General features: G+C 48.5%; 13 protein-coding genes and 1 pseudogene. All 14 read left to right on the top strand.

The features are described 5' to 3' along the window. The first annotated feature begins 104 nt into the window (after positions 1 to 104). The 14 genes and pseudogenes from KQI85_RS14650 (at position 105) to KQI85_RS14585 (ending at position 12,126) form a co-directional block, all read left to right on the top strand. Positions 105 to 770 (top strand): Rha family transcriptional regulator, encoded by a 666-nt coding sequence (locus KQI85_RS14650; RefSeq protein WP_216576811.1) that lies wholly within the window; start codon positions 105 to 107, stop codon positions 768 to 770. 2 nt (positions 771 to 772) lie between these two features. Beyond that, positions 773 to 997, top strand: a complete 225-nt coding sequence (locus tag KQI85_RS14645) for a hypothetical protein (protein WP_216576810.1) — start codon at positions 773 to 775, stop codon at positions 995 to 997. Next, positions 978 to 1,427, top strand: coding sequence for a DUF4406 domain-containing protein (locus KQI85_RS14640; RefSeq protein ID WP_216576809.1), 450 nt, complete (start codon positions 978 to 980; stop codon positions 1,425 to 1,427). Before KQI85_RS14645 ends, KQI85_RS14640 begins: the two co-directional genes overlap by 20 nt. Positions 1,428 to 1,429: 2 nt before the next feature. Next, a complete protein-coding gene (locus KQI85_RS14635; protein WP_216576808.1) occupies positions 1,430 to 3,760 on the top strand; it encodes a virulence-associated E family protein in 2,331 nt (776 codons plus the stop codon). Positions 3,761 to 3,985: 225 nt separating this feature from the next. Continuing rightward, entirely contained in the window at positions 3,986 to 4,267 is a 282-nt protein-coding gene (locus KQI85_RS14630) for a VRR-NUC domain-containing protein (RefSeq protein WP_216576807.1), read from the top strand. Next, positions 4,248 to 5,606, top strand: a pseudogene (locus KQI85_RS14625) (SNF2-related protein). Before KQI85_RS14630 ends, KQI85_RS14625 begins: the two are co-directional and overlap by 20 nt. Positions 5,607 to 5,663: 57 nt before the next feature. Next, positions 5,664 to 6,080, top strand: a complete 417-nt coding sequence (locus KQI85_RS14620; protein WP_216576806.1) for a sigma factor-like helix-turn-helix DNA-binding protein — start codon at positions 5,664 to 5,666, stop codon at positions 6,078 to 6,080. Between the two features lie 128 nt (positions 6,081 to 6,208). Beyond that, on the top strand, positions 6,209 to 6,556 hold the full coding sequence (locus KQI85_RS14615; protein ID WP_216576805.1) for an HNH endonuclease signature motif containing protein: 348 nt from the start codon (positions 6,209 to 6,211) through the stop codon (positions 6,554 to 6,556). A 135-nt stretch (positions 6,557 to 6,691) separates the two neighbouring features. Then, a complete protein-coding gene (locus KQI85_RS14610) occupies positions 6,692 to 7,267 on the top strand; it encodes a P27 family phage terminase small subunit (protein ID WP_216576804.1) in 576 nt (191 codons plus the stop codon). 1 nt (position 7,268) lies between these two features. Next, positions 7,269 to 8,051 (top strand): S-adenosylmethionine synthetase N-terminal domain-containing protein, encoded by a 783-nt coding sequence (locus KQI85_RS14605; RefSeq protein WP_216576803.1) that lies wholly within the window; start codon positions 7,269 to 7,271, stop codon positions 8,049 to 8,051. Positions 8,052 to 8,065: 14 nt separating this feature from the next. After that, positions 8,066 to 9,313 (top strand): site-specific DNA-methyltransferase, encoded by a 1,248-nt coding sequence (locus tag KQI85_RS14600; RefSeq protein WP_216576802.1) that lies wholly within the window; start codon positions 8,066 to 8,068, stop codon positions 9,311 to 9,313. After that, entirely contained in the window at positions 9,303 to 11,117 is a 1,815-nt protein-coding gene (dcm, locus tag KQI85_RS14595) for a DNA (cytosine-5-)-methyltransferase (protein WP_216576801.1), read from the top strand. The genes KQI85_RS14600 and dcm overlap by 11 nt, the downstream gene beginning before the upstream one ends. Positions 11,118 to 11,210: 93 nt before the next feature. Continuing rightward, a complete protein-coding gene (locus KQI85_RS14590; protein ID WP_216576800.1) occupies positions 11,211 to 11,924 on the top strand; it encodes a virulence protein in 714 nt (237 codons plus the stop codon). Further along, positions 11,908 to 12,126 (top strand): DUF4314 domain-containing protein, encoded by a 219-nt coding sequence (locus KQI85_RS14585; RefSeq protein ID WP_216576827.1) that lies wholly within the window; start codon positions 11,908 to 11,910, stop codon positions 12,124 to 12,126. Before KQI85_RS14590 ends, KQI85_RS14585 begins: the two co-directional genes overlap by 17 nt. Positions 12,127 to 12,430: the final 304 nt, after the last annotated feature.

Genomic DNA, 12,430 nt, shown 5'->3' with positions numbered 1-12,430 from the left:
GGAGACATTTTTGGTGTTAGTACTTCGGATTGCCACCCTTTCTTTTGCCTATAGGAATAGAAGATGGGAAGCCATCTTACTTTTAAGAAATGGAGTTGCTTCATATGAAAGAACTGATACCGAAAGACGAGTATGGGATTTTTGTGGATGCCCATGACACTGCAAGAGTGGACAGCCTGTTTGTGGCTGAATTTTTTGAGAAACAGCACAAACACGTTTTGCGCGATATTGCAAAAATCACTGAGCCCACATCTGGACTTAGTGAAGAGTTCATTAAAAATAACTTTGTTTCGGATTTTTACAAGGATGTGACGGGAAGGCGGCTGCCTTGTTACCAGATGACTCGTGATGGTTTTACGATGCTGGTCATGGGTTATACGGGACAGAAAGCAATGAGGTTTAAGGAAACATATATTAAGCGTTTCAACGAAATGGAGAGTTTCATCAAGACGCTGATTTCTGCAAGACAGGAGTTTCCGCTTCTTACCGATAATATCAAGCTGCTCCACGAAAATCCAAAGCCGTACCACTTCAGCAATGAGTGCGATATGTTAAACCGCATTGTGATTGGAATGTCGGCAAAGCAGTTCAGGCTTGCCAACGGCATCGAAAAGGGTAAAAGCATCCGGCCATATCTGAATAAGGAGCAGATCGATATGCTGGAAACACTGCAGAAAGTTGATGTAGGACTGCTTGTTGCTTTTCCTAATTATGAGGACAGAAAACGCCATCTGGAATGGTACAAAGCAAAGATTGAGGAGGAGAAATAATTATGTTTTATGTGAAAGAACAGCTGAATGATGCGATGGAAGTGTCTGTGGAAATTAACGATGAGAATGTTTACTGCCGCTGCCCCAAGTGCGGCTGTGAAGTGCAGGTGGATCTGGCGGAGGTGTTTGCAGATGGTGATATCGATCTGTTTAGCACCGCAGTTTTGTGCAGTAGCTGTACGGAAAAGATGATGGGAGGAAAGCATTTTGGGTGTGAGCAGGTATAACAGCGAAGGCTATCCTGATCCGACCACCTACGGTGCATTAAGCAACATCGAGAATGAGATGAAAGCGGCAAGAGCATACAGACCTATCGTGTATGTATGCTCCCCGTTCTCCGGAAATGTGGAAGAGAACACAGCAAATGCAAGAAAATACTGCCGTTTTGCGGTGGAGCATGGGTATATCCCCATTGCTCCGCATTTGCTGTATCCGCAGTTCTTAAATGACAATGACCCGGTGGAACGGGAGCTTGGACTGCATTTTGGCAATGTACTCATGAGTCATTGTGCCGAGGTGTGGGTATTCGGTGAAACGATAAGCACCGGAATGGATACTGAGATCAGGAGAGCCAAAAGAAAGAATTACCGACTGCGGTACTTTAACAGCACTCTGGAAGAAGTGCCGGATATCAAATGCAGGAAGGGAGAGACTTAAAAATGCGTGATCTAAAGATAGCCTACGGAAATTCCAGACAGGCAAAGTTCTGGGCGAATAAGACCATAAAATTTGATGAGCTGTGCGACAGACTGAGAAACCCTGTCCGCACATCGGAAACGTCAGAGGAATATCCAAAGCTGCCGAAAAAACAGCGTGATGATATCAAGGACAAGGGCGGCTTCGTTGCCGGACATCTGAGAGATAACCGCAGACAGGCAAACAAGGTGGAGTGCCGTTCCATGCTGGTGTATGACCTGGACAGCGTTGACAGAGAGTTTCTTGACCATATTGCAGATAAGATTGGAAATAAGGGCTGTTTCTATACTACGCACAGCCATACGCCTGAGCATCCGAGGGCGAGAATGATCATTCCTGTCACTCGTGATATGACGCCGGATGAATTCAATGCGGCGGCGAGATATTATGCTTCGGACAACGGATTTTTGGATATGCTCGATCCTTGCTCCTTTTCCCCACACCAGCTGATGTACTGGCCGACCTGTCCGTCAAACGGAGAGTACCTGTTTGGTGAGCTTGAGGGTGCGTGGCTTGATCCGGATACAGTGCTTGAAAAGCATCCGAACTGGCAGGACTGTTCCCTGCTGCCAACGACACCGAAGGAAAGCAAAGCTGCAAATCATAAGGTACAGCAGCAGAAAGACCCGCTTGAAAAAGAAGGTATCGTGGGTGCGTTCTGTCGTGCCTATTATCCGATAGAGCTTGCAATCAGTGAATTTCTGTCAGATGTGTATTCTCCCACAGCGAATATTTCCGACAGATATGATTATATCCCCGGCGAAGGCTCTGCAGGTGTGGTGATCTATGATGATAAATTCGTATACAGCCATCATGCCACAGATCCCGCAGGCGGCAGACTATGCAATGCATTTGAACTGGTGCGCATCCATAAATTCGGTGATCTGGAAGAAAAGAAATCATTCAATCAGATGTGCGAATTTGCCATGACGCAGGATAAGGTAAAGCTGCTGATCCTTGAGGAAAAGCAGAAAAGTGCGGCGGCAGATTTTGATGGAAAAGAGGATTGGAAAACAGGTCTGCGTTATATGCCAAGAAGCAAGTGTCTGGAGAACAGCGTGTGGAACCTAATGCTGATTCTGAACAATGATCCCGATTTTGCCAATATCGCATTTAACGAGATGGTGGGCAGAGTGCAGATCACAGGCGATGTTCCCTGGACAAGACCCTGCGACAACACCTTCTGGCGGGATGCAGATACCGCACAGATGAAAGCTCTGATTGATATCCGCTATGAAACCTTCTCCGGCAGAAATTATGAAGTAGCATTCACCAAAGTCGTAGAGGACAGGCATTTCCATCCCCTGCGTGAATGGCTGGATACACTGCCGGAGTGGGACGGAACGGTGCGGCTTGAAAATCTGTACATTGACTGTCTTGGTGCAAAGGATACCGCATATGTCAGAGCCGCCACCAGAAAATCTTTTGTGGCGGCGGTAGCGAGAATCTACGAGCCTGGCATTAAGTTTGATTCGGTCGTTGTTCTGGTAGGACCCCAGGGCTGCGGCAAGTCTACGATTTTTGCAAAGATGGGCAAGGATTACTATTCCGACAGCCTGTCCCTTATGGATATGAAGGATAAAAGCGGTGCGGAGAAGCTGCAGGGCTACTGGCTGTTGGAGCTTGGCGAACTGGCAGGTTTAAGAAAAACCGATGTGGAAGTCGTGAAGGCATTTGTCAGCCGTACCGATGACATCTATCGTCCGTCCTACGGCAGAACGGTGGAAAGCCATCCCCGTCAGTGCATCATTGTGGGGACAACTAACTCGGAGTCCGGCTTCCTGCGTGATATTACGGGAAACCGCAGATTCTGGCCTATTAAGGTAACAGGTGTCAGCAAAAGAAAATCGTGGGACATGACCGATGAAGAAGTCGTGCAGCTTTGGGCGGAGGCAAAGTACCTGTATGGGCAGGGCGAAACCTTATACCTGAATGAGCAGGAAAACAGTGAAGCACTGAGCGAACAGATTGATGCGATGGAAACCGATGAGCGTCAGGGCATCGTGGAGGAATATCTGAATACACTTCTGCCGGATAATTGGAACAGCATGGATCTGTATGAGAGAAGGAATTTCCTGACGGACAGCACTTCGGCAAAGGGTACGGTACAAAGAAAGACCGTAAGCAATGCGGAAATATGGAGCGAGTGTTTCTGTCGGAACCTCTCCGATCTCAAGCCATCCGATTCTTATGCGATAGCCGCCCTCATGACCAAAGTGGACGGTTGGGAGCGTACTGAAAAAATCAGAAAGCTTGCCATCTATGGCAGGCAGAGGATTTACGAGAGGTTGTGATTTGTGCAGCCTGTGAATTCCAGACAGGTTGTGAACTTGCAAAAAGCCTTATAAACAGGGACTTTCAGGCACTCTAAGACACAAGTATCACAAGAATTTCTATAATGATTGTTTTTATATTTATATAGTCAGATATATAGACTGTATACACGCATATACGCATATAGAAATTTTCTGAGATACCTGTGTCGGTTGTGTCTTGTGAATTTTGGAGGTGAAAACGCAGTGAGAGAAAAGCAGATTGAACAGAAACTGGTGCAGGCAGTGAAGGCAAAGGGCGGTATCTGTCCGAAGTTTGTATCTCCGGGATACGATGGAATGCCGGACAGACTGATTCTTCTTCCAAACGGAAGGATAGCATTTGCGGAGCTGAAGGCACATGGAAAGAAACCAAGACCGCTGCAGGCGGCAAGACATGAGATGTTAAAGCGGTTAGGATTTCAGGTGTATGTGATTGATGCCGCAGAGCAGATTGGAGGAATCATTGATGAGATACAGTCCACATGATTATCAGCTGTATGCCATCCGGTATATTGAGGAGCATCCCATAGCGGCGGTTCTTCTGGATATGGGTCTTGGCAAAACAAGCATCACACTGACGGCACTTGCAGACCTTTTATTTGATTCCTTTGAGGTGCGTAAGGTTCTGGTGATTGCACCGCTTCGTGTGGCAAGAACGACATGGAGCGATGAGATACAGAAATGGGAGCATCTTAGCATCCTGCAGTATGCCATTGCGGTTGGAACGGAAGATGAACGGCTGTCGGCACTGAGGAGTAAAGCTGACATCTACATCATCAATCGTGAAAATGTGCAGTGGCTGATAGAAAAAAGCGGTATTGCATTTGATTTTGATATGGTGGTTGTGGACGAGCTTTCGTCCTTTAAGAACTAGCAGTCAAAACGGTTCAAGGCTTTTATGAAGGCAAGACCGAAAGTGAAACGCATCGTAGGTCTGACAGGTACTCCGTCTTCCAATGGTCTGCTGGATCTGTTTGCAGAATTTAAGCTGCTTGATATGGGAGCAAGGCTTGGAAGATTTATTGGCCAGTACCGCACCGCCTTTTTTGCACCGGACAAGAGAAATGGACAGATCATTTACAGCTACAAGCCGCTGCCGGGAGCAGAAGATGCAATCTATCAGAAGATTTCAGATATCACGATTTCCATGAAATCCACTGACCATTTGCAAATGCCGGAGTTGATTGGCACGCAGTATGAAGTGGTGCTTTCCGAAAAGGAGCAGGAAAAGTATGAGGAGCTGAAAAAAGACCTGGTACTGCAACTCCCAAACGGAGAAATCACAGCCGCCAATGCCGCAAGTCTTACCGGAAAACTGTCACAGATGGCAAACGGTGCGGTGTATGGGGATGATGAGAAAGTGCTGGAGATACACGAAAAGAAGCTGGATGCTTTGGAGGATATCATTGAAGCCGCAAACGGGAAACCAATACTGGTGGCATATTGGTTTAAGCACGATTTGGAACGCATCTGCAGACGGCTGGAAGGACTGAAGGTGGAATATGCCAGAATTTCTTCTCCTGGCAGTATCGAAATGTGGAACAGAGGTGAGTTTGCAGTAGGACTGATTCATCCGGCATCGGCTGGACATGGCTTGAATCTTCAAAGCGGCGGCAGTCACCTTGTATGGTTTGGCCTTACCTGGTCGCTGGAGCTGTATCAGCAGACCAATGCCAGACTGTGGAGACAGGGACAGACAGCAAGCACAGTGGTGATTCAGCACCTTATCACCAAAGGCACAGTGGACGAGCAGATCATGAAGGCTCTGGAAGCCAAGGACACTTCTCAGTCTGCATTGATCAGTGCCGTAAAAGCCAATCTATGACAATCAGCGAAAATCAGAGTCAATCCGAGGGAAATTTATATTTTCGGAGGTTAGGCTATGACAGCAAAGGAATATTTACAGCAGGCATACAGGCTGAATGAACTGATTGACTCTGATGTCCATGAACTGGAACGGCTGAGAGATCTGGCAGGAAGAATCAGCAGTCCTAATTTTGGAGAAAGAGTACAGAGCAGCAGAAACCTTGATGCACCGTTTGTAAAGTATCTCGGTGACATTATGGAGATGGAAGAAAAGATACAGAAAGAACTGTGCAGACTGGTTGTATTAAAAAAGCAGATTCTTGCGGCACTGGAAAGTGTGGCAGACCGGGAAGAACGGCTTCTCCTTACTTACCGTTATCTTAACAACGAGAGCTGGGAGCAGATTGCAGAGGATCTGTCGGTCTCAATGAGTACTGTCCATCGGATTCATGCTTCCGCACTTAGAAATTTTTCTGTTCCAAACCAAAGTTGACACGTTTTGGAATGGAATGACACATAGGAAATGAGTATAATGGTAATATAGAAAATTGCGTAAAGCACAAAGCCTTCATGGGAGCAATCCTGTGAGGGCTTTTCTTATGCCGACAAGGAGGTGAGCCAATGCCGAGAAAACCGAAACAGCCCTGTGCTTACCCCGGCTGTCCGAATCTGTCGGACGGCAGATACTGCGAACAGCATCGCAAGCTGGTGGAGAAGAACTACGAGCAGTACAGTCGTGACCCGGCGGTGCATAAAAAGTACGGCAGAGCATGGAAACGGATTCGTGACAGCTATGTCAAAACACATCCCTTCTGCGAGAGGTGCTTCGAGCAGGGCATCCTTGTCCCGGTGGATGAGGTACACCACAAGATTCCCATCTCACAGGGCGGCACACATGACCGAAGCAATCTGATGAGTCTTTGCAAGAGCTGTCATAACAAAATACACCATGAGATTGGTGACAGGTAGCTGCGTGCGTGACCCGGTAGGGGCGGTCAAAATCTCTGTGACTTTAGGTCCCGGAAAACGGCGCCCCCTCACACGCACAAAAACGGCGGTTCAAACGGGGTATTAAACCCCAGGGCGAGAAAGGAAATTAAAATTATGGCGAGAGACGGCACAAATCGTGGCGGCAGACGAGTGCGTGCCGGAGATAAACCGGCACCTGCCGCCGAAAAAATACAAAAAGGACAGCAAGTCCAGATACTGAAAAATGATATTCCCACACTGAGTCCTACTGAACTGGAGGCGGTTGACCTGCCGGAAGGTGCTGTGATGAATGGCGTGGATATGCCAAAGCCGAGCGATTACCTGTCGGCAAGGCAGAAAAACGGTGTTCCGCTTGGTGCAGATGAAATCTACAAGGAAACCTGGCTGTGGCTGAAGGAACGCAACTGTGAGAAGCTGGTCAATCCCAGACTGATTGAAGCCTATGCTCAGGCATTTGCCCGATACATTCAGTGCGAGGAGGCAACCAGCACCTACGGTCTGCTCGGCAAGCATCCGACCACAGGCGGTGTAATCACATCCCCCTTCGTGCAGATGAGTCAGCAGTACCAGAAAAGTGCAAACCTTATCTGGTATGAGATTTATGACATCGTAAAGCAGAACTGCACTGAGGTGTTCGAGGATAATCCAAACGATACAATGGAGCTTCTGCTCCGGGCAAGGAGAAAATAGCATGATAGAAAAAGTGAATCCGAGCCACCCGGATAAGGTGGCAGACCGCATTGCCGGAGCAATCGTTGACCTGGCATATGCGGCAGAAGAAAATCCTAAGATTGCAGTCGAGGTGCTGATCGGACATGGCTTCTGCCATGCGATTGTGGAAACCGATGCCAAACTGAACATTCGTGACATCATGGATGCCATAAGCCGCATTGCAGGAGATGTACAGCCGGATATTGTAATTGTTCCGCAGGATACCCATCTTTCGGAAAACCAATCCGGGCAGTTTCGCTGCGGTGACAATGGTATTTTCAAGGGTGTGCCTTTGACGGAAGAACAGAAAAAGCTGTCTGAAATTGCACATTCTATTTATGAAAAGTACACTTCTGACGGAAAGTACATTCTGGACGGCAACCGCCTGATTATCTGTCAAAGCAACGCTGACAGCTACGACCTCATGGGCGATTATCCGAATGCAGAGGTCAATCCCCTTGGTGACTGGACAGGCGGCACCGATGTTGATACCGGAGCTACCAACAGAAAGTTGGGTTCCGATATGGCGGATTCCGTTACAGGCGGTGGTTTGCATGGCAAGGATCTGTCAAAAGCGGATGTGTCTGTGAATATCCACGCCTTTCTGAAGGCACAGGATTTAGGAGAGCCTGTATCACTGGTGTGCGCCATTGGCGATGATACGGTAGACGGTGTCCCGTATGCGGATATTGTGGCAGAAGCGAAAGAATATATAGACTCCATCGGCGGTTTCGAGAAATTTGCCGAGTGGGGTCTTTTTTGATGGAGGTGAGGACGATGAGCAAGACTACGACAGAAATGCAGCTGGTGGATATCAATAAGCTGATTCCCTATATGAATAACGCTCGTACCCACAACGCACAGCAGATCAACAAGCTCCGTTCGTCTCTTCGGGAGTTCGGCTTTATCAATCCCGTCATTATCGACCGGGACTTCAATGTGATCGCCGGTCATGGCAGAATCATGGCTGCGAAGGAAGAAAGCATCAACGAGGTGCCTTGTGTATTTGTGGACTATCTGACCGAGGCACAGAAGAAAGCATATATCCTCGCAGATAACCGTATGGCAATGGATGCCGGATGGGATGAGGAGCTTTTGAGAGTGGAGATTGAAGCTCTCCGAGCTGAAGATTTCGATTTAAGTCTGACTGGTTTCGATGAATCGGAGCTGGCAGGCTTTTTTGATACTGCGGATGATGCAAAAGAGGATGATTTCGATGTGGATGCGGAGTTGGAAAAACCGCCTGTCACAAAAAGCGGTGACCTCTGGCTGCTCGGAAACCACAGACTGCTTTGTGGGGACAGCACCAAGGAAGAAAGCTACACCTTGCTGATGAATGGCAAGAAAGCCAATCTGGTAGTAACGGACCCTCCGTATAATGTAAATTACCAGGGCACCGCAGGCAAAATCAAGAATGATAACCTGGAAAACGACAAGTTCTATCAGTTCCTTTTTGATGCCTTCACCTGTATGGAAAAAACGATGGCAGACGATGCCAGCATTTATGTGTTCCACGCAGATACAGAAGGTTTGAATTTCAGGAAGGCATTTGCAGACGCAGGTTTTTATCTGTCCGGCACCTGCATCTGGAAAAAGCAGTCGTTGGTGCTGGGACGCTCCCCGTATCAGTGGCAGCATGAGCCTTGCCTGTTCGGCTGGAAGAAGAACGGCAAGCATCAGTGGTATTCCGACCGCAAGCAGACCACTATCTGGGAATTTGATAAGCCGAAGAAAAACGGTGACCATCCGACAATGAAGCCGATTCCGCTGATTGCCTATCCGATTAAGAATTCGAGCATGAGCAACTGCATCGTGCTTGACCCATTCGGCGGCAGCGGCAGTACCCTCATTGCCTGTGAGCAGACCAATCGAATCTGTCACACCATTGAACTGGATGAGAAATACTGCGATGTTATCGTAAAACGCTACATTGAGCAGGTCGGCAGTTCGGAATCTGTATCTGTGGTGCGTGACGGCAAGGCCATTCGCTTTGATGACCTGGAGGTGCCTGCCGATGGAGAATAAAAACTTAACACTTGGAAGTCTGTTCGATGGCAGCGGCGGCTTTCCTTTAGGCGGCTTGATTTCCGGCATTACCCCTTTGTGGGCATCGGAGATCGAGCCGTTTCCTATTCGTGTCACTACCAAACGGCTGCCGCAGATGAAACACTACGGTGATGTATCGGCACAAAATGGTGCTGACCTCCTGCCTGTGGACATCATCACCTTCGGCAGTCCCTGTCAGGATATGTCGGTGGCAGGAAAGCGCACCGGCCTTGACGGAGAGCGTTCCTCGCTTTTCTATCAGGCGGTGCGGATCGTGAAAGAAATGAGGTGCAAAACCAATGGCAAGTATCCAAGATTTGTGGTCTGGGAAAATGTCCAGGGCGCATTCTCGTCCAACAAAGGCGAAGACTTCCGGGCAGTCCTCAGCTCACTGTGCAAAATCAAAAGAGAAGACTATGCTGTGCCTGAACTTCCAAACGGAAAATGGGACAATGCGGGGTGCATCATGGGAGAGGATTTCTCCCTCGCATGGCGGCTGTTCGATGCGCAGTATTGGGGAGTTCCCCAACGAAGAAAACGCATCTACCTTGTCGCAGATCTTGATGGCGGGAGTGCCGGAAAAATACTATTTGAGTCCGAAGGCGTGTCAGGGTATACTCCGCAGGGCTTCCGTTCGTGGCAAGGAACTGCCGAAAGTACTGAAGAAAGCGTTGGAGCGTCAAGCCTGTGCTTAAACGACCAGGGCGGTCAGCGGATGGATGTGACAGAGGATTTTACCGCAACTCTGCGTGCGGCATCCAACCATCCTCCGCTTGTATTTGAAAATCACAGTCAGGATACCCGGTACAAGGGTCCGCTTGATGTGGCACAGACGGTTTCTTCTACCTATGGAATGGGCGGCAACAATCAGCCGTTTGTGCTGGAAACGCCGAAAACGCTGAAAATCCGTTCCGGCTGTGAGGGCGGCGGCAAGGGTGCTTTAGTTCAGGACAATCTGTCAGCTACGCTTGCCTGCAACAACGACCAGACGGTGTTCGTACCGAAGTGCTACGGTATCTGCTCTAAGGACAGCAATTCCATGAAGTCAGAGAATCCGCACAGCGGTTTCTACGAAGCGGAAACGAGCCGATGCCTGGATGCCAACGGCGGCAATCCGTCCTGCAATCAGGGCGGCATGGCTGTGGTGGCAGTGCAGGGCTCCATGATCGGCAGAGCCGAGAAGAACGGTCCCCAGGGCAGCGGCATCGGAGAAGATGTCAGCTTTACGCTCAATACGGCAGACCGCCATGCGGTGGCATTTTCGCAGGAAGCCTATGACAAATATGTGGAGAACAATACGGGCAGCTCCCTTCGTGCAAGCGGTGGGATGTACGGCGGCGGTTCAGAAACCCTCGTCTACAGCACGAGCAAAAACTCCTATCATACCGAAGCGGAAGAAAATCTGGCGAATACGCTGGTTGCCACTGATTACAAAGATCCTCCGACCGTAGCGGAAGAACCGCAGTACATTATCCGCAGGCTTACCCCAACAGAATGTGCAAGGCTGCAGGGATTCCCGGATTGGTGGTGCGATGATCTCGGTACGGAAAATCCGACCGATGAAGACATCGCTTACTGGTCTGAGGTTTTTGAAACCCACAGAAAAATCATGGGAACTTCCACGAAACCAAAGACGGAAAAACAAATCATCAAATGGCTGAAAGACCCGCATTCCGATGCCGCAGAGTATAAAATGTGGGGCAACGGCGTGGCACTTCCGAATGTCTGCTTTGTGCTGGCGGGCATTGTGTACTACTCACAGTTTCCACCGTTTTTGCTTTGAGTTATTCTACACAGAAAACCCCACAGAATCCTTGCTATTTATCGGCTTCAGAGTGATATATGTAGTACCGAAAAAAACAAGGAGGTATCCACGATGAGGATTGAATTTAACAGAACAGGAGCAGAGCGAAAAGTACTGGTCAAGGCAATTTCAGAGATTACGGGAGCTGCAGCGGTATATAAATTTATGCCGACCTGTGCATACGAAATCGACTACTTTACCATCACCAAGGATGGTGCATTGGAGTTTGATGACAGGGCGGACAGCGAGGAGATTGAAACCTTGCTGGAGCAGCTTGCCGAGCGTGGCTTTACTGCCGCCGACAGCACCGAGAAAGAAACCGCCGAGGAAGTATCCGAGGATGCGGCTGCCGAGCCACAGGGCGAAAGCGTGGGGCTTACGGTGGCGATTCCGCTTGATAAGGTCGCAGTCGGCAACCTTACAAAGCTACTTGATGCCAAAGGCAGTCTGATTAAAAAGGCACTGGGCATCACAGACCTTCCGATAGAAATAACCGAGGATGCGGTTTCCTTCCCTTGGTTTTCACTCAGTCCAGATTTGGACTCAGCGAAAGCCTATACCGACTTCATTGCCGCACTGTGCAGGATGAGCAAGGAGCAGAAACGCATCAATGCCACCGAAAAGGAAGTCACCAATGAGAAATACGCATTCCGATGCTTTCTCCTGAGACTTGGCTTCATCGGCGCAGAATACAAGGCAGCCCGAAAGATTCTGCTGAAAAATCTGACAGGCAGCAGTGCATTCAAAACAGCGAAGGAGGCAGCAGATGATGAGATTTCCGAGTAAAGAGATTGTGGAACGGGTACGCAGGCAGTACCCGGCTGGCACAAGAGTGGAACTTCTGCATATGGACGATGTGCAGGCTCCGCCCATTGGCACCAGGGGTACAGTCGAGGGTGTGGATGATACGGCATCGCTGCTTGTGGCTTGGGACAATGGCTCCCATCTGAATGTAATCTACGGCGAAGATGAAGTATGCAGGATATAGCATATTGATACCAGATATACACAAGATGTTGGAGAAAACATTGTGTAGTAATCGTATTGCTATATCTGCCGTAAAGAGCGAATATGTGTACACCGAAAGGAAAAACAAAGAAAAAAGCCAACGGAGGTACACACCATGAACGAAAAAATCGCCAATCAGATTTCAGAAATGAAAAAGCAGACCATTGATGTTAGAATGTAAATAGTACAAATTAGATATGGAATAATCCTTAATATAGATTTATTATTAAAGTTAAAGATTGGAGGAGTAATACATGGCTACACAGTACTCAGAAGAATTTAAG

It is taken from the genome of Falcatimonas sp. MSJ-15, assembly GCF_018918265.1.
In the GTDB taxonomy this organism is placed as follows: Bacteria; Bacillota; Clostridia; order Lachnospirales; family Lachnospiraceae; genus Falcatimonas.
The sequence above is the reverse complement of the archived record's forward strand: the minus strand, read 5'-3'. Positions and strand labels throughout refer to the sequence as shown.